The 18005-nt window shown below is 39.2% G+C and carries 15 protein-coding genes; 11 read left to right on the top strand and 4 right to left on the bottom strand.

All coding sequences use genetic code 11. From position 1 onward, the window contains the following. The 4 genes from GQR54_RS02265 to GQR54_RS02250 all read left to right on the top strand — a co-directional run bounded on the left by GQR54_RS02265 (position 1) and on the right by GQR54_RS02250 (position 4721). Positions 1-1140, top strand: coding sequence for a peptidoglycan DD-metalloendopeptidase family protein (locus GQR54_RS02265; protein WP_024606965.1), 1140 nt, complete (start codon positions 1-3; stop codon positions 1138-1140). Positions 1141-1174: 34 nt separating this feature from the next. After that, a complete protein-coding gene (locus GQR54_RS02260) occupies positions 1175-2440 on the top strand; it encodes a S41 family peptidase (RefSeq protein WP_166376413.1) in 1266 nt (421 codons plus the stop codon). A 49-nt stretch (positions 2441-2489) separates the two neighbouring features. Next, positions 2490-3251: a divergent polysaccharide deacetylase family protein gene (locus GQR54_RS02255; RefSeq protein ID WP_166376412.1), complete on the top strand. Its 762-nt coding sequence runs from the start codon at positions 2490-2492 to the stop codon at positions 3249-3251. A 423-nt stretch (positions 3252-3674) separates the two neighbouring features. Further along, the gene (locus tag GQR54_RS02250) at positions 3675-4721 is read left to right on the top strand and encodes a hypothetical protein (RefSeq protein ID WP_166376411.1); all 1047 of its coding nucleotides are present in this window, start codon (positions 3675-3677) and stop codon (positions 4719-4721) included. A gap of 316 nt (positions 4722-5037) precedes the next feature. Here GQR54_RS02250 and rpoH read toward each other — a convergent pair whose 3' ends face one another. The 4 genes from rpoH to ftsY form a co-directional block, all read right to left on the bottom strand. After that, positions 5038-5901, bottom strand: a complete 864-nt coding sequence (rpoH, locus tag GQR54_RS02245) for an RNA polymerase sigma factor RpoH (protein ID WP_166376410.1) — start codon at positions 5899-5901, stop codon at positions 5038-5040. A gap of 314 nt (positions 5902-6215) precedes the next feature. Beyond that, positions 6216-7202, bottom strand: coding sequence for a permease-like cell division protein FtsX (ftsX, locus tag GQR54_RS02240; protein WP_165727133.1), 987 nt, complete (start codon positions 7200-7202; stop codon positions 6216-6218). Continuing rightward, complete coding sequence (gene ftsE, locus GQR54_RS02235; RefSeq protein WP_007582842.1) at positions 7199-7876, bottom strand: cell division ATP-binding protein FtsE; 678 nt, start codon at positions 7874-7876, stop codon at positions 7199-7201. Before ftsE ends, ftsX begins: the two co-directional genes overlap by 4 nt. A gap of 87 nt (positions 7877-7963) precedes the next feature. Continuing rightward, positions 7964-10165 (bottom strand): signal recognition particle-docking protein FtsY, encoded by a 2202-nt coding sequence (ftsY, locus tag GQR54_RS02230; RefSeq protein ID WP_346766067.1) that lies wholly within the window; start codon positions 10163-10165, stop codon positions 7964-7966. Positions 10166-10393: 228 nt separating this feature from the next. Between ftsY and rsmD the strand changes: the two genes are divergently transcribed. From rsmD to dusB, 7 genes are all read left to right on the top strand, one after another. Next, positions 10394-10999 carry a 16S rRNA (guanine(966)-N(2))-methyltransferase RsmD gene (gene rsmD, locus GQR54_RS02225; RefSeq protein WP_166376409.1) on the top strand — a complete coding sequence of 202 codons (606 nt, stop codon included), beginning with the start codon at positions 10394-10396 and terminating at the stop codon, positions 10997-10999. A gap of 145 nt (positions 11000-11144) precedes the next feature. Continuing rightward, the gene (gene rpsU / locus GQR54_RS02220) at positions 11145-11360 is read left to right on the top strand and encodes a 30S ribosomal protein S21 (protein ID WP_002957797.1); all 216 of its coding nucleotides are present in this window, start codon (positions 11145-11147) and stop codon (positions 11358-11360) included. Positions 11361-11379: 19 nt separating this feature from the next. Further along, on the top strand, positions 11380-11826 hold the full coding sequence (locus tag GQR54_RS02215) for a GatB/YqeY domain-containing protein (protein WP_024590610.1): 447 nt from the start codon (positions 11380-11382) through the stop codon (positions 11824-11826). 244 nt (positions 11827-12070) lie between these two features. Then, positions 12071-13822 (top strand): DNA primase, encoded by a 1752-nt coding sequence (gene dnaG / locus GQR54_RS02210; RefSeq protein WP_166376408.1) that lies wholly within the window; start codon positions 12071-12073, stop codon positions 13820-13822. Positions 13823-13946: 124 nt separating this feature from the next. After that, positions 13947-15794 (top strand): RNA polymerase sigma factor RpoD, encoded by a 1848-nt coding sequence (gene rpoD / locus GQR54_RS02205; protein WP_007586533.1) that lies wholly within the window; start codon positions 13947-13949, stop codon positions 15792-15794. A gap of 67 nt (positions 15795-15861) precedes the next feature. Further along, positions 15862-16743: a 50S ribosomal protein L11 methyltransferase gene (gene prmA, locus GQR54_RS02200; protein WP_010553367.1), complete on the top strand. Its 882-nt coding sequence runs from the start codon at positions 15862-15864 to the stop codon at positions 16741-16743. 281 nt (positions 16744-17024) lie between these two features. Then, a complete protein-coding gene (dusB, locus tag GQR54_RS02195) occupies positions 17025-17996 on the top strand; it encodes a tRNA dihydrouridine synthase DusB (protein WP_346766069.1) in 972 nt (323 codons plus the stop codon). The last annotated feature ends 9 nt before the right edge of the window (positions 17997-18005 follow it).

Here is an 18005-nt window from a genome sequence, read left to right as displayed (position 1 = left end):
ATGAATAGACGTATTAACCGGTTAATTAAGTGCGGTTTAATACTCACTTCATTAGTGACTGCATCTGCAGTTGCTAATGAGGATCGTACTAAAAAAGACTTATCAGAAGTTCAAAATGCACTTGAGCAAAGCCAAGCTGAGTATAACGCCCAAAGAAAAAAAATAGCGTCGCTACAAAAAAACCTAAAAAGCCATGAACTCGATATAGCTAAAAATGCTAAAGCACTTAACATGGCAGAACAATCAGTAAAAGAAACTAAAACACAGCAAAAAGAGCTACAAAATAAAGCCGATGAGCTCGATAAAAAGCACACTCAATTTCAGAAAATTTTAGCCGCGCAACTTAAAAGCGCCTATATGGCCGGTGGCGACGACTACTCTAAAATGCTGTTAAATCAAGAAGACACTGCAAAATTTGAGCGCACACTTAGTTATTACAACTACTTAAATAAAGCCCGTATTGAACAAATTGAAGATCTAAAAGACCTTCAACAGCAAATAGTACAAAACCAAGAAGAGCTTGTTAAAACACAAGAAAAACTAGCGCTTTTATTTGATGAGCAAAAAAGACGTCAAACTGCATTGCTTAATGCACAAAGTGAACGCCAAGCTAATCTTAAAAATTTACAAGCTCAGCTCAACAGCACCAAAAGTTCAATAAACTATTTAAAAGAAAACCAACAAACTTTAGTAGCAACAATTGAAGAACTCGAAAAAGAAAAAACACAGAAAATTGAATTACTGGGCCTAAATAAAAACAAAGGCAAATTAGACTGGCCCAGCAAAGGCAAGTTAGAGCACACATTCGGCCAACGTAAACATGGTGGTATTGATTGGAAAGGCGTATTAATTGGTGCAAAAGAAGGCACTAATATTAATAGCGTACATAACGGCCAAGTTGTATTTGCCGATTGGCTAAAGGGCTATGGTTGGGTAATTGTTGTAGACCATGGTGAAGGTTTTATGAGCCTATATGGTCATGCCCAAACACTGCTAAGAGATGTAGGCGACATGGTACGCGAAGGCGAAACCCTTGCTTTAGTTGGCCAAAGCGGCGGACAAGCTAGTTCTGGTCTATACTTTGAAATACGCCACAAAGGACGCGCAGTAAATCCTGTAAAATGGTGCAAACGCATTTAATTAAATAAATCGCTGCACCGCTCTGGAGCAGCTGATGACAACTAAAAAAACTGTAGTAACTACCATTGATCAAAAAAATACAGGCTTTTATATAAGTCTGTATTTGCTTGTATTACTAACCTTAATCGCTTTTTCTAGTAACGCACTAGCAAGCTCGATTAAAGATCTTAAAAGACAACAAATAGACGAAATACTCTTTAACATTCATGCCTACTATGTTGAAGATCTCACCTTACAAAATAGCCACCACATTAAATATAATAGCCAACAGTTTGAGCGTTTATATTCAAAGCTCGACTCTTACTCTAAGTACTTAAATGAGCACGAACTAACCTCATTATTTGATAACACAAATGGACGTTACACCGGTATCGGTATTGAGGTTAAAAATATCGACGAGAATATGACTATTGTTAATGTGGTTAATAACTCCCCCGCAAAAGCAGCGGGTATTTTGCCAGGCGATATTATTGTAAGTGTAAACAACCAAGCAGCCCAAAACCTTACAATCGATGAAGTAGCAACACTAATAAGAGACAGTAAATTTTCAAATATAGACCTAATTATAAGTCGTGATAACAATAAAAACCCACTCACGTTTCATGTAGCACGCCGCCAAATAAACCTCGAAAGCGTAACAAGCGAACTTCTAGATTTTGGTACTGGTTATATAGCTATCAATAACTTCTCTAACCACACATTACATGAGGTTGCTCTGCAAGTTGCTGCCCTGCAAAGCCACTTTGGTTACCCACTTAAAGGCTTAGTAATTGATTTACGTGATAACCCAGGGGGTACATTACAAAGCGCAGTAGCGGTATCAGACCTATTTTTACAAAGTGGCACTATAGTGACTACTAAAGGACGTTTTTACGATGCCAACCAAGCATTTTATGCAAAGCGTGGAGACATTCTAAAAAATGCCCCCATTGTTGTACTTATAAATGAAAACTCAGCCTCTGCAGCCGAAATACTTGCAGCAGCACTTAAAGATAATAAACGAGCAACCGTTGTTGGCAGTCAGTCTTTTGGGAAGGGTTCTGTACAATCGCTCATTCCGCTAGGTGACGGCAACACTGCATTAAAGCTCACCACAGCTAAATACTTTACGCCGCTAGGTAAATCGATTGATGGAATAGGAATAACCCCAGATGTGGCGGTTAATCAAACAAACCTTTCACAAAGTAATAAAGCCGTTATAATAAAAAATGAACACACTAACAGTAACGCGCAATTACTTACTGGTAACTTAGCCGACTTACAGTTAGTTAAAGCCAAACAATTACTCAGCATGCAGTAGCTTGTATAAGCTGTTAAACAAAGCTAAAAAGATAATAAAAACTATAAACGTGAAAATAACAAAATGGCTAATATTAGCTATTTGTTTTAGCTCAGCAACAATTAGCGCTAAACAAATAGCAATAGTGATAGACGATATAGGCTATCATCAACGGGACTTAGAGTTCCTTTCCTTACCAGGGCAATTGTCGTATTCAATTTTGCCCCATACTCCTTATTCGCAAATTTTTGCAACGCTTGCTAGTCAATCAAATAAAGAACTATTACTTCATGTACCTATGCAGGCACTTAACGGTAAAGAACTCGGACCTGGCGCGCTTACTTTAAATATGAATAAAGAGCAGCTTCAGCAAACTCTAGGAACCGCTCTCGCTAGTTTACCGCAAGTTAAAGGCGTTAATAACCACATGGGCTCAGCGCTTACGCAGCAAAGCCAAGCTATGAAGTGGACAATGGAAGTGCTTAAAAAGCGCCATTTATATTTTTTAGATAGCCGTACAACAGATTTAAGCCAAGCACAAAATGCTGCTAACTTTTTAGGTGTTGCCAATATTAGTCGCCAAGTGTTCTTAGACAATATAACTACACCAGAACAACTGCAGCTAAGGCTTGAAGAATTAAAACAACTAGCCATCACTCATAATTCCGCTATTGCAATTGCTCATCCCTATCCAGAAACAATCGAATTTTTACGTCATGCCTTACCCGAGCTAACTAAGCAAGGTTTTGAGCTCGTGCCGGTTTCGCAATTAGTAGAAAGAAAATATATACAGCTCGCACAGGCCGAGCATAAAGGTATAAGTGCGCGGTAAAACGGTCAGATCAGTCAGCTGTCAAATTGTAAGTTAAAAGCGACAAGTTGCAAGAGAACAGGTACTAGGAGAACAGCATAGGCCGTCGTTATATTAACTACCGTAGGTTGTGGGTTAAAGCAATAAAAACCAACGATATAAGAGTAAAATTGAGTGACAGTTTGCATCGATTACCCGACATTCACATAGCTTAAAACTTAGCTCTATAAGTATAGAGTTTACAATTTTGTTCGATACATTACTACCCGCCGTTTTGATACAAAATAAGAAGCTTTGAGTTTTTGTTATTTTAATTACTTGTTTACAAATGTACCTGTTGGTGAAATTATTACAACCTGTAAAATCAACCGTTTTGAGATGTTATACACCACAAGTAAAGCGGACTGAATAAGCTACGAGCTTTGCACTGAACATTGGAAATCAATGGAAAATAAGTTAGTTGATTGGTATATAAAAAATGAACCTATCTACAAAAGATTATCAAAAAAAGTTGAGTCGTTATTGTCAGAAGTCTTTGAGATAAACAATACCCCTTACCATTTAGTTAGCTCTAGAACTAAAACGATCGATAGTGTTAGGCATAAAGGGAAAAATGATAAATACACAGATCCAATAAAAGAAATTCAAGACTTTTCTGGTGTGAGAATTATCACATATGTTGAAGACGAAATATCAGTTATATGTCAATTAATAGAAGAAAATTTTGCTATTGACCCTGCCAATAGCTCAAATAAAAGTGATGCATTAGGAATCGATAAAGTTGGCTACAAATCAGTTCATTACGTAGCTAGTTTAAAAACAGACCGAATGAAACTACCTGAATATAAACAATTTCAAGACAAAGTATTTGAAATACAAATACGAACTATCTTACAACATGCTTGGGCTGAAATTGAGCATGATCGAAATTATAAGTTTTCAGGGAAACTCCCTGACGATATTAGTAGACGCTTTAAAATCGTAGCCGGCGTTCTAGAAATGGCGGACCGAGAATTTAACAATATCTCCCAAGAAATAGATATTATTTCAGAAAATACAAAAGAGGCTACAAACTCTGGAAATTTAGATATTCCAATCACATCGGTTTCAATGTCACAGTTTTTACAAAATGTATTTTCTGAAAAACTATCGGAAGGCTATACATTTAATGCCGATCATGAAGCCGAAGGTATTAATGAATTAGAGCTTTTTGGAATAAGTATGTTAGACAATTTCTCCCGCATTTTCACAGAAGATGTTAAAGAGCTATATTTTTTAATGATTGACGGAGAATATATCTCTGAAATTGGCGTTATTAGGATTAGTATGATTCTTGCTGATTACAGTAAATATTTTGAAGTAGCTTACCCGAATACCTATATAACTTTTGGGTTGGACGAAGAAACCGAAGAAGTTAAAGCTATATTTAAGCGTAATAATGTTGATTGGGATGATATTAATGCTAGGTTTGGTGTTTCATTGCACCACTAATAAAATAAATTTCTCAATACAGCTTCCTCCAAATCATGATAGCTGTCGCCTCTAATATTGAGTAGAGGCAAATAAATCCAGAGGGTTAAAGCTTGTTTTCAGACAACCGATAATAGAAAATACTGACGCTAATTGGTCGGGTATTTTTTCGTTGGACCCCGTTGGGTTTCGCTGCGCTCAAACCAACCTACATTAATAGCTCTAAAGCGCAGCGCCTCTAAATCTCTTTGTGAATAATTCACTTAAAGCGCCTATCTAAAGCAAAAAGCCCCACATTTTCATGCAGGGCTTTTAAATTTTGCTGCTTGAACTGTGTTTAGCTCATAGCGCTTTGTAATTTTTTCATTGCTGTTTTTTCAAGCTGGCGAACACGTTCAGCAGATACACTGTACTTGTGTGCAAGCTCTTGAAGAGTCGCTTTATCATCCGACAACCAACGTGCGCTAACAATATCTTGTGAACGTTCGTCTAGTGTTTTAAGTGCGCTAAATAAACGAGTATGCGCTTGCTCTTTCCATTGTTCTTGTTCGACGTCGTCAGCTAAATCAGCTGCGCCATCTGTTAAATATTGCACTGGAGAGTACGTACTTGTTGGTGCGTCGTCGTTATCGTCGCCCGTTAGGTCAAAGCCCATGTCTTGGCCACTCATGCGCGATTCCATTTCACGAACTTCTTTCTCACTCACACCTAGCTCACTAGCAACAGTGCTAACCTCAGCTTGATTAAACCAACCTAAACGCTTTTTGTTTTTACGAAGATTAAAAAACAATTTACGTTGCGCTTTAGTGGTTGCAACTTTAACTATGCGCCAGTTTTTAAGCACAAACTCGTGAATTTCGGCTTTAATCCAATGCACTGCAAACGATACCAAACGTACACCCACTGAAGGGTCAAAACGTTTAACCGCTTTCATCAGGCCTATATTACCTTCTTGAATAAGGTCAGCTTGTGGTAAGCCGTATCCCGAGTAGCCTTTAGCAATATGTGCTACAAAGCGTAAATGCGACATAATGAGTTGCTTGGCAGCACTAAGATCGCCTTCTTCCTGAAGCTTTTTAGCAAGTTCTTGCTCTTGTTCAACCTTAAGCATAGGGATAGTGCTTACCGCTTGAAGGTAACCGTCCATGCTTGCGCTTTGTTGTCCGACTGTAAGTGCCATTGCGTATAAATCTTTACTCATTTTTCACCTCGGTGATAAACATTTGAAACTATCTTAGCACTCTTTCTTTAAGAGTGCTAACCCCAATTTAAAACTTTTTTAAAGTATAAATCAAGCAGTTTTTAGTATGTGTTTAGTCTACTACAAGCGACTGAATAAGTGATGAATTGAGGGGCTGCAGCAGGTTAACCTCGCTGCATCACCTTATTTACAACTCATTACTTCATGGGAGGATAGTACATAAATATGACAGTTTTAATAACAGGAGGTACAACCCAGTTCGGTACGATACGCATATCAAGCTGGGTTGGTTCACTTATAGTTTGCAGGATTGTTTATACTTTATCGGGTTCTATTTCTTTAATATATCGATTTACAGAAAGGTACGAGCCTACAAATCCTAAGCTTGTTGCAAGTAACACTAAAAAGCCGAGCTCATTAAGCGATAATCCAATTAACGAGAAGCTTGTTTGATACACCCCCGCTACACTACTCACAGCGCTTGAAAGCCACCACATCATTAATCCTACGCATATAAAGGCGAATAAACCACCTATTACACCATACCAAATACCGGTCCACAAAAATGGGGCATGTATAAAGGTGTTAGTTGCGCCGACTAGCTTCATTACTTGTATTTCTTCTTTTTTATCCATGATCGACAAACGGATGGTGTTACCAATAATAAGCGTCACTGAGGTAAGCAGTAATAATGCGATGGTTATTACACTTTCTTTCAGTAAATCTAGTAATGCATTTAAACGCTCTAGCCACGCTATATCGAGCTTACCAAAATCAACTTCACGTTCACTTTCTAATTTAGTTAGCAGTACTTTAGCGGCATTTGGGTGTCTGTGACGTTTTGTAGGAGTAACAAGTACCACATCAGGTAATGGGTTTTTATCTAAGTACTCTAAAGCTTGCCCAAAGCCAGATACGTCTTTAAATTCTGTTAGTGCTTTTTGCTTTGATATAAATTCAACGCTTTCCACTTCTGGATAAAGTGCTAAACGCTTTACTAATGTTTGCGTTTCTTGCTCGTTCATACTTTCTTTTACAAACAACGATATTTCACTCGCTTCTTCAAAACCACTACTTACTTGCTGTACGTTTTTAACAACGAGATAAAGTGTTGCAGGTAACGTTAGGCTCAAACCAAGTACAGCAATAGTCATCATAGATGCAAGCGGCGTACGCCACATTTCACCTAAGCTATGAACACCTTGGCGAAAAATATTAATAATGAAAAAATAGCTGCCAGCTAATACTGATTTTTTTTGCTTGTCGTTACTATTTTGACGACTTTTAAAAAGTAAACTCATAGTGCTCCCTCAGCGAGCGGATCTTGAAGCATGCGGCCATCTTTTAAGGTTAGACTGCGGTACTTCATACGTGCAACCAAACCTAAGTCATGCGTCGCTATAAGAACAGTGGTGCCGTGTTTATTAAAGTCCTCAAACAGCTTTAGGATTTCCATTGAAAGCTCAGGGTCTAGGTTACCTGTAGGCTCATCGGCTAACAGAATTGGCGGGGAATTTACGATTGCTCTGGCAATACCAACACGTTGCTGCTCGCCTCCAGAGAGCATAGACGGATGACATTTTATTTTGTCTATCAGGCCTACTTTATCAAGCGCACCATGAACACGTTTAGCTATTTGCTTATGGTGAGTACCCTCAATAATAAGAGGCAGTGCCACGTTATCAAAAATAGTATAGCGCTCTAGTAAACGGTGGTTTTGAAAAATAATACCTATATCACGGCGAGCATAAGGAATTTGACGCGAGTTTACTTTATTTAAATCAACACCGTTGATAAATACACTGCCTGCCGATGGACGTTCCATTAAGCTAATTAACTTAAGCAACGTACTTTTACCCGCACCACTGTGGCCGGTTAAAAAGGCAAGTTCACCCGGTTTAACATGAAAATTAACTTTTTCGAGGGCGCGGTGCCCTCCAGGATAAGTCTTACTTACTTGCTGAAAATTTATCATTTTTTTATTATGCCAATTCAATTAGTTTACTAATAAAATTGGTATTCCTCGCAATTAAAAAGGGAGCAAGCTCCCTCTTTTGGTAAATTAAACGTCGTCCTCATCTTGGCTAAATAACGCATCAATAAAGTCATCGCTTTTAAAAGCGCGTAAATCATCAATACCTTCACCAACACCAATGTAACGAATTGGAATATTAAACTTATCTGCAACCGCAAAAATAACACCACCCTTTGCAGTTCCATCAAGTTTTGAAAGCGTAATACCAGTTAAGCCAACGCATTGATTAAATAAGTTCACTTGGCTAATTGCATTTTGACCTGTGCCAGCATCAATGGTTAGCATCACTTCGTGCGGCGCATCAGGATCAATTTTTTTCATAACACGAGCTATTTTTTCAAGCTCCTGCATTAAGTTATCTTTATTTTGCAAGCGACCCGCTGTATCTGCAATTAACACATCTATATTACGTGCTTTTGCAGCTTGGAATGCATCAAAAACAACCGATGCACTATCTGCACCCGTATGCTGTGCAATAACAGGAATGCTGTTACGTTCACCCCAAACCTGAAGTTGCTCAACAGCAGCCGCTCTAAACGTATCGCCAGCAGCCAGCATAACCGACTTACCTTCGCTTTGAAATTGCTTAGCCATCTTACCAATAGTCGTTGTTTTACCAACGCCATTTACGCCCACCATTAAAATAACAAATGGCTTTTTATCTTTGGTAATTACTAAAGGCTGTTCAGCCGTTTTTAGCATCGCCGCCATTTCTTGTTTCATTAACTCATAAAGCGCATCACCATCTTTTAACTGCTTACGGTTTGCAGCATCAGTTAAGCTATCAATCAACTTCATGGTGGTATCAACGCCTAAATCGGCGGTGAGCAGCTGTGTTTCAAGATCTTCAAATAATTCGTCATCTATTTTTTTACCACTAAAAATAGATGCAAAACCAGAACCTATATTAACGCGAGTTTTTAACAAGCCCTTTTTAAGACGAGAGAAAAACCCTTCTTTTTTCGGCTTTTCTGCTTTTTTAGCTTCTTCTATTGCAAGTTCTTCTGCAATGCGTTCTTGCTCTAAACGCTCATTTTCTACTTTTTCAGCAGTAATGCGCTCTTGCTCTAAACGCTCGTTTTCTGCTTTTTCCGCTGCAATGCGCTCTTGCTCTAAACGTTCGTTTTCTACTTTTTCAGCCGCAATGCGCTCTTGCTCTAAACGTTCATTTTCTACTTTTTCAGCTGCAATGCGTTCTTGCTCTAAGCGCTCATTCTGAGCTTTTTCAGCAGCAATACGTTCTTGCTCTAAACGCTCATTTTCTACTTTTTCAGCAGTAATGCGTTCTTGCTCTAAACGCTCACTCTGAGTTTTTTCAGCCGCAATACGTTCTTGTTCTAAACGCTCGTTCTGAGCTTTCTCAGCAGTAATACGTTCTTGTTCTAAGCGCTCGCTTTCTGCTTTATCAGCAGCAATGCGTTCTTGCTCTAAACGCATTTGCGCTTCTTGTTCTGCTAAACGTTTTGCTTGATCTTGTCTTTGTGCTTCAGCATCTGCTTGTTCTTTTGCTAATAACTCAGCATTCGCTTGCTCTATTGCAAGCTTTTCAGCCTTTACAGCTTCATCCTTTTTTTCAAGGCGTATTTGCTCTAGTCGCTCAGCCTCTATTTTTTCTGCAGCCAATCGCTCTTGCTCTAACAGCATCTGCGTTTCTTGATCGGCTAAACGTTGTGCGTGTTCTTGTCTTTGCGCTTCTGCATCAGCTTGTTGTTTTGCAAGTAATTCAGCATTGGCCTGCTCAATGGCAATCTTTTCTGCGTTTTCAGCACGCTCTTGCTCTAAACGTTTTGCTTCAATTTGTTCAGAAGCAATACGCTCCAGCTCTAAGCGCTCTGTTTCGGCTTCTGCTTTTAAACGTTCAGCTTCAGCTTGCTCCTGTGCTAGCTTTTCTTGCTCTGAACGTTTAGCTTCAATTTTTTCAGCAGCAATACGCTCCTGCTCTAAGCGCTCTGTTTCGGCCTCTGCTTTTAAACGTTCAGCTTCAGCTTGCTCCTGTGCTAGCTTTTCTTGCTCTAAACGTTTAGCTTCAATTTGTTCAGCAGCAATACGCTCCTGCTCTAAGCGCTCTGCTTCGGCTTCTGCTTGTAAGCGTTCAGTTTCAGCCTGCTGCGCAAGCTTTTCTTGCTCTAGCTTCTGCGCTTCTTCTTGCGCTAATGCTTGTTGTTTATCAGCGGCTGCTTTTTGCTCTGCTTCTTTTTTATCTGACTTGCCAAAACCGAGCCACGACATGAATTTACTTTTTTTTGTCATACTTGCTAATAACCACTTATAAAAATCTGATAAACTAAAATTTGAAATAGCTTGGCAATGCCCAGCAATAGTTGCTAATAAATACAACCATTCAAAACGTAAGTGTTCAATAGTAACACTTTTAATACGGTTGAAAAATGAAGCTACACGTAATCACCCATAATATTATCTGAGCTAGATACCATATACCATTTTTTAGTGAGCTAAATGAGAAAAAAAACAACGCAAAATAAAGCTACTAACAAGCCCAGTGATGGCTTTATTAGAGTGATTAGTGGCCAATTTCGAGGCCGAAAACTCCCTGTTAAAAATGTAGAGGGCTTAAGACCTACTACCGATCGAATTAAAGAAACTGTATTTAATTGGCTAATGCAAGATACGCGTGACACAAATGTACTTGATTGTTTTGCAGGTTCTGGTGGGTTAGGATTTGAAGCGCTATCTCGATTTGCTAAAAACGCCACATTTATCGAGCTCGACTCGTCAGCTGCCAAGCAATTAGAACAAAACATTAGCACTTTAAAGCTCGACAACGCATACGTTAAACATACTAATTCACTCTCCTTTTTAGAGCAAAAAAACACAAACGAAGCGTTTAATCTTGTATTTGTTGACCCACCATTTCGTAAAGATTTAGCGCAAACAACCTGCGATTTATTAGAAAAAAACCAATGGTTAAGCGATGATGCATTAATTTATGTTGAAGTAGAAACAGAGTTAACCACCTTCAAGAACCCGAGCAACTGGTTGTTAATTAAAGAAAAAAAGGCAGGCCAAGTGTTTTGCAAACTCTACCAGCGCCAATCAAATTAATACTGTTTTACATGATGCGTTTCTGTTAATATTGTCCTTTACATGTGGTGTTGCTTCGGATTACAATACCGCACCATTTTTGAACCACTTGATCAATGTTTGATCAACTTGAGCAACGCTCATAATTTAGGTAGGTGAATTTTTAATGCCAGTAATTAAAGTAAGAGAGAACGAACCGTTTGACGTAGCACTTCGTCGCTTCAAGCGTTCATGTGAAAAAGCAGGAATCCTTTCAGAAGTTCGTCGTCGCGAGCACTATGAAAAACCAACAGCTGAGCGTAAGCGTAAAAAAGCTGCTGCAGTAAAACGTCACATGAAAAAACTTTCTCGTGATAACGCACGTCGCGTTAAATTATACTAATATATTAGGTCTTGTATAAATGAGCCTTTTAATAACGCTAAAAGATGCGCAAAAAGATGCGATGAGAGCTAAAGACAAATTACGTCTTAACCCTATTCGTATGGTACTTGCTGCAATCAAGCAACGTGAAATTGACGAGCGTATAGAACTAGACGACGCAGGTATTACCTCCGTTATAGTGAAGCTTGTTAAACAACGTCGTGACTCTTACACTCAGTACAAAGATGCTGGGCGTGATGATTTAGCTGATATTGAAGCCAATGAAATAGTGGCACTTGAAACTTTCTTACCTCAAAAATTGAGTGAAGAAGAAATCATTGCTCTCATTGATGCGGCTATTGCTGATACTAACGCAGCAGGTATGCAAGACATGGGTAAAGTAATGGGTATAATCAAAAGTAAAGCCGAAGGTCGTGCCGATATGGGCAAAATCTCTGGTTTAATTAAGCAACGATTAACTGCCTAATACTCCCACATACATTAAAGTATGATTGAAGTGAACCGAGCCTTGCGCTCGGTTTCTTTGTTTTTAACTTTGATAAAAAGTACACCTACTAGGTTACTTTAAAATGAAATTTTTTATAGCTTCCCTATTTATTTTGCTATCATTTTGGTAAGTTAAAGCACGCTATACTTTGCATCAAGCAAGTATAAAAAAGTAAATTTCATATTCGTTATTCTTCTTATTATTTCAGGACTGTATTTTACTAATGGCTGGAAATATCCCACGTAACTTTATAGACGATTTACTTGCCAGAACCGATATTGTCGACCTGATAGACTCAAAAGTAGGTCTAAAAAAAGCAGGTAAGGATTATCAAGCTTGCTGCCCATTTCATAACGAAAAATCGCCCTCATTTACCGTATCGCAAGACAAACAGTTTTATCATTGCTTTGGTTGTGGTGCTAATGGTAATGCTATTTCGTTTGTAATGGAGTATGAAAAGCTTGAGTTTGTAGATGCTATTGAAGAAATAGCAAGCATGCTTAACTTAGAAGTACCTCGAGAACAGGGCACAAACTCAGCACCAGAACGTACTGCTGCGCAAAAGCGCTCTGATTACGATTTAATGCTTCATACTGCGCGCTTTTATCAGCACCAATTAAAACACCACAGTAATTCTGCCGCCGTTATTGAATATGTAAAAGGCCGTGGTTTAAGTGGTGAAACAGTTAAAAAGTTTATGATTGGCTACGCTCCCAGCGAATGGGATGGATTATGTCTTCAGCTTGGCCGTAATAAAGAACAAAAAGAGCAATTAGTTGAATTAAAGCTAGCTTCAGAAAAAACACCAGGCAGACAATTTGATTTTTTCCGCGACCGATTAATGTTTCCTATTCGCGATAAACGCGGACGCGTTATTGCATTTGGTGGGCGTGTAATGCAAGCCGACCAAGGGCCAAAATATTTAAATTCGCCAGAGACCCGAATTTTTCATAAAGGCTTTGAGCTATACGGACTTTATGAAGCAAAGCAAGCCCATAAAAAACTTGAGCATGTAATGGTTGTGGAAGGTTACATGGATGTTGTTGCCCTAGCCGAGCAAGGGATTGAATATGCCGTTGCATCACTAGGTACCGCAACAACAAGCGAGCACATGCATACGCTGTTTAGAACAACAGATAAAGTAATCTGTTGTTACGATGGCGACAGAGCTGGCCGTGATGCAGCTTGGAGAGCGCTTGAAAACGCACTTCCTTATTTAAATGATGGTAAAGCACTGCAATTTACTTTTTTACCCGATGGCGAAGACCCAGACTCTCTTGTACAAAAAGAAGGTAAGGAGCAATTCGAATTGCGCCTAAGCCAAGCAGATGACTTTACCAAGGTATTGTTTAATAAATTAAGCCAAGAAGTTGATTTAACACTCGACTCAGGAAAAGCTAAATTACTCAGTGCAGCACTTCCATTAATTGAAAAAATCCCAAGTGAATTTTATCAAGAAAACATTCTTGAACAATTAGGGCGTTTAATCGGAAGAACACGTGAGCAATTAAATAACCGTTTGAAAACACCAAAGCAACAGCATTCGATTGAACGTAAGTTTAAAATAACACCAATGCGTCAAGCGATTGGTATTTTAATTCAACACCCTAACTTAGCTAAAAATGTGCCATATTTACCTGAACTCGCACAAATGAATATTGCTGGTATAGGGCTATTATTACGCTTACAAGAGCAAGCTTTAGAAAAAGAAAGCATTACCACAGCGCAACTACTCGAATTTTTTAGAGGAACTGAAGATTACGAGCCCTTAATCAAGCTTGCAACGTGGCAACACGACATAAATGAAGAGCGTTTAGAGACGGTTTTTAAAAATACTTTCAAGTTTATTGAAGATCAGTGTTTAAATTATCGACTCGAGACCCTATTAATAAAGGACAAGACTCAAGGCCTTAGTAGCGACGAAAGACTTGAGTGTCATTTGTTAATGACAGCGTTAAAAGCCACTAACAGCTAGTCAAAATTGATTTAAACTGTTATACTGTGCTATTCACTGCGTCACATTATTCTAGTTGGCTTTAATGCAAACTACATGATGGCGCCTGTTGTATCAACTTATCAGAGTGGAAGAAACAATCTCTATGGATCCAACTCCTCAGTCACAATTAAAACTTCTGATTCAAAAAGGTAAAGAGCAAGGCTACTTAACTTTTGCAGAAGTAAATGATCACCTTCCACAAGACATTATAGACTCAGATCAAGTAGAAGATATCATAAGCATGATTAATGATATGGGTATCAAGGTTAGCGAAAACGCGCCTGATGCTGATGAATTAATGATGCAAGAAACAACGACAGACGAAGACGCAGCTGAAGCTGCCGCTGCAGCCCTTGCGACTGTAGAAAAAGAAATCGGCCGTACAACGGATCCGGTTCGCATGTACATGCGTGAAATGGGTACTGTTGAACTTCTTACACGTGAAGGCGAAATTGTAATCGCTAAACGTATCGAAGAAGGCATTAACCAAGTACAGATTTCTGTTGCAGAGTACCCTGAAGCAATCACTTACCTGCTAGAGCAGTGGGATAAGTTTGAAGCTGAAGAAATGCGTTTAAGCGATATCATCGTTGGATTTATCGATCCTAATGAAGATACAGCGCCAATTTCAGCAACTAATATCGGTTCAGAATTAAGTGCTAAGCAACTTGATGACGATAAAGATGACAAAGATGATGCTGATAGCGATGACGAAGATGAAGAAGAAGTAGACACAGGGCCAGATCCTGAAGAAGCGCGCATTCATTTTGAAAATTTACGTGATTTATACAATAAAGCACGTGATACGTTTGAAGCTAAAGGTCGTTCGCATCCTGAATCACAAGCCGCCATTTTTGAAATTGGTGAGCTTTTCAGAACCTTTAAATTAATACCTAAACAGTTTGACCGCATGGTAAATAACATGCGTGAAATGATGGATCGTGTTCGCGTTCAAGAACGTCTAATCATGAAACAAGCTGTACAAATTGCTAAATTACCGAAGAAAACATTCGTTAAGCATTTTGCTAATAACGAAACTGACGCTTCATGGGTTGATTTAGAAATTTCGGGTAACGAAAAGTATTCAGCTAAACTTGAAGAAGTTAAGCCAGAAATCATTCGTAGCATTAATAAATTATCTGTTATTGAACAAACAACAGGTTTAAGCATTGAGCGTATTAAAGACATTAACCGTCGAATGAGCATTGGTGAAGCGAAAGCACGCCGTGCGAAAAAAGAAATGGTTGAAGCTAACTTACGTCTTGTAATCTCAATTGCTAAAAAATATACAAACCGTGGCTTACAATTCTTGGATTTAATTCAAGAAGGTAACATTGGTCTGATGAAAGCAGTTGATAAGTTTGAATATCGCCGTGGTTATAAGTTCTCTACTTATGCTACGTGGTGGATACGTCAAGCAATCACTCGCTCTATTGCTGACCAAGCAAGAACAATCCGTATTCCAGTACATATGATTGAAACGATTAATAAACTTAACCGTATTTCTCGTCAAATGTTACAGGAAATGGGTCGTGAGCCAAATCCAGAAGAATTAGCAGAACGCATGATGATGCCTGAGGATAAAATCCGTAAGGTACTTAAGATTGCTAAAGAGCCAATTTCAATGGAAACACCAATCGGTGATGATGAAGATTCTCACTTAGGTGACTTTATCGAAGATACAACTATTGATTCGCCAATCGATTCGGCAACAATGGAGTCTCTTCGTGGCGCAACTAACGATGTACTTGCAGGCCTAACAGCCCGTGAAGCTAAAGTACTACGTATGCGTTTTGGTATTGATATGAATACCGACCACACCTTAGAAGAAGTAGGTAAACAGTTTGACGTAACACGTGAACGTATTCGTCAAATAGAAGCGAAAGCGCTGCGTAAATTACGCCACCCTTCTCGCTCAGATTTACTGAAAAGCTTTTTAGACGCTAAATAATTTAGCGCTACTATATAAACTAAAAAGGCCGCTATAGCGGCCTTTTTTCTATTTGAAGGAAATAATCATGGCTTGGATCCAAATTCGTATTAACGCCAATGCTGCAACAGCAGATGCAGTAAGTGACCTATTAATGGAAGCGGGTAGTGCTTCAGTAACCTTTATTGACGCAAAAGACACCCCTATTTACGAACCCAAAATTGGCACCGTTGTATTTTGGGCTGATACAACAGTAATTGGCTTGTTTGAAGCTAATCACGATATGAATGAAGTCGTTGCGTTATTGAAACGCCATGATGAACTAAAAGACAATTTAGTATACAAAATAGAGCAGCTTGAGGATAAAGACTGGGAACGTGAATGGATGGATAACTTCCACCCTATTCAATTTGGTGAAAGGCTATGGATTTGTCCAAGCTGGCGCGACATTCCAGATCCTGATGCAGTAAATGTACTGCTTGACCCTGGCCTTGCCTTTGGTACGGGCACACATGCAACAACGGCCTTATGTCTTAAGTGGTTAGAAAGCCAAGATCTAACAGGTAAAACGGTTGTTGATTTTGGTTGTGGCTCAGGCATTTTAGGTATTGCAGCTATAAAACTAGGCGCAGAGCGCATGATTGGGATTGATATTGATCCTCAAGCGCTTGAGGCAAGCCTCGATAATGCTAACCGTAATGGCGTTGCAGACAAACTTGAAGTATACCTTCCAGAAAACCAACCTGAGTTTACCGCCGACATAGTAGTGGCAAATATATTAGCCCAGCCACTTCGCGAATTGCACAGTGTAATTTTAGGTTTATTAAAGCCTGGCGGCAAGATTGCAATGTCGGGTATTTTAGAAGAACAAGCACAATCAGTTGCTGATATTTATGCACCGTTTATTGAACTAGATGACATTGCCGTTGAAGGTGATTGGACTCGAGTAAGTGGCACTAAAAAAGCGTAATAAACTGCACAACCAAATTTAGAGCATTAACTCAAAACCTGCATGTAAAGCCTGTATTTAACAGGCTTTACTATTTTTTTACATATTAAAAGTTTTCTGATTATTCTGTAAAAAATAAAACTTGTATAAATTTCAAACAAATCAACCTACTTGTCATGTGGTTATCAAATGTCAATACGAAAAGGGCAAAAAAAAGTTACTTTTGTTCAATTTATAGCCTTTGATTTTTGTGAAAAAAACCGTAAACTTAGCGCCCCTTGAAAAGAGGCCTATTGAATATAGTGCGTATCGGTAAATACCAACTTGAGAATAATGTAATTGTCGCGCCAATGGCTGGCATTACAGACAGACCATTTAGACAACTTTGCCGTCGTTTAGGCGCAGGGCTAGCTGTTTCTGAAATGCTATCGTCTAATCCTAAGGTTTGGAAAACGGAAAAGTCGATGAACCGTATGGATCACAGCGGTGAGTCGGGTATACGCGCTGTGCAAATTGCAGGAGCAGATCCTGAGCTTATGGCGCAGGCCGCACAATTCAATCTTGCTAACGGTGCACAGATCATAGATATCAATATGGGGTGCCCAGCAAAAAAAGTGAACAAGAAACTCGCAGGCTCTGCCTTATTACAGTTTCCTGAACTTGTGGAAGAGATTATTGATGCAGTCGTTAATGCTGTTGATATACCTGTGACACTTAAAATCCGTACAGGATGGGATCCGGATAACCGTAATGGTGTAGAGATTGCGAGAATAGCTGAACGTTATGGCATTGCATCACTTGCTGTACATGGGCGTACGCGCGCATGTATGTACAAAGGTGATGCTGAGTACGCCACGATTAGGGATATAAAACGTTCAGTGTCGATTCCTGTTGTTGCCAATGGTGATATTACATCACCAGAAAAAGCAAAACAGGTTTTAGACTATACGGGTGCAGATGCCATTATGATTGGCCGAGCCGCCCAAGGTCGCCCTTGGATATTTAGGGAGATAGACCACTATTTGCGAACTGGGGAACATTTACAGCCACCTGCTATTGCAGAGGTGCGCAGTATATTAATGGAGCATTTAACAAACCTCCATATGTTTTACGGTGAGCCAATGGGAGCGCGAATTGCTCGCAAACATGTATCTTGGTATTTGCAAACCCATGACAGTGATGGTCAGTTTAGGCGAGTATTTAATGCGCTCGACAACCCACAGGCACAGGTCGTCGCATTAGAGCAATACTTTAAAACACTAGCAGCTAACTAAGAAAGAAAG

It is taken from the genome of Pseudoalteromonas sp. Z9A4, from assembly GCF_011378845.1.
Classification (GTDB): domain Bacteria; phylum Pseudomonadota; class Gammaproteobacteria; order Enterobacterales; family Alteromonadaceae; genus Pseudoalteromonas; species Pseudoalteromonas arctica.
This window is presented reverse-complemented; position numbering and strand designations above follow the sequence as displayed.

Excerpts from the sequence above, each read along its gene's own strand:
- GQR54_RS02265 (WP_024606965.1), top strand. The coding sequence starts at position 1 with ATGAATAGACGTATTAACCGGTTAATTAAGTGCGGTTTAATACTCACT.
- GQR54_RS02260 (WP_166376413.1), top strand. The coding sequence starts at position 1,175 with ATGACAACTAAAAAAACTGTAGTAACTACCATTGATCAAAAAAATACA.
- GQR54_RS02250 (WP_166376411.1), top strand. The coding sequence starts at position 3,675 with ATGGAAAATAAGTTAGTTGATTGGTATATAAAAAATGAACCTATCTAC.
- rpoH (WP_166376410.1), bottom strand. The coding sequence starts at position 5,901 with ATGAGTAAAGATTTATACGCAATGGCACTTACAGTCGGACAACAAAGC.
- ftsX (WP_165727133.1), bottom strand. The coding sequence starts at position 7,202 with ATGAGTTTACTTTTTAAAAGTCGTCAAAATAGTAACGACAAGCAAAAA.
- ftsE (WP_007582842.1), bottom strand. The coding sequence starts at position 7,876 with ATGATAAATTTTCAGCAAGTAAGTAAGACTTATCCTGGAGGGCACCGC.
- ftsY (WP_346766067.1), bottom strand. The coding sequence starts at position 10,165 with ATGTCGTGGCTCGGTTTTGGCAAGTCAGATAAAAAAGAAGCAGAGCAA.
- rsmD (WP_166376409.1), top strand. The coding sequence starts at position 10,394 with ATGAGAAAAAAAACAACGCAAAATAAAGCTACTAACAAGCCCAGTGAT.
- rpsU (WP_002957797.1), top strand. The coding sequence starts at position 11,145 with ATGCCAGTAATTAAAGTAAGAGAGAACGAACCGTTTGACGTAGCACTT.
- GQR54_RS02215 (WP_024590610.1), top strand. The coding sequence starts at position 11,380 with ATGAGCCTTTTAATAACGCTAAAAGATGCGCAAAAAGATGCGATGAGA.
- dnaG (WP_166376408.1), top strand. The coding sequence starts at position 12,071 with ATGGCTGGAAATATCCCACGTAACTTTATAGACGATTTACTTGCCAGA.
- rpoD (WP_007586533.1), top strand. The coding sequence starts at position 13,947 with ATGGATCCAACTCCTCAGTCACAATTAAAACTTCTGATTCAAAAAGGT.
- prmA (WP_010553367.1), top strand. The coding sequence starts at position 15,862 with ATGGCTTGGATCCAAATTCGTATTAACGCCAATGCTGCAACAGCAGAT.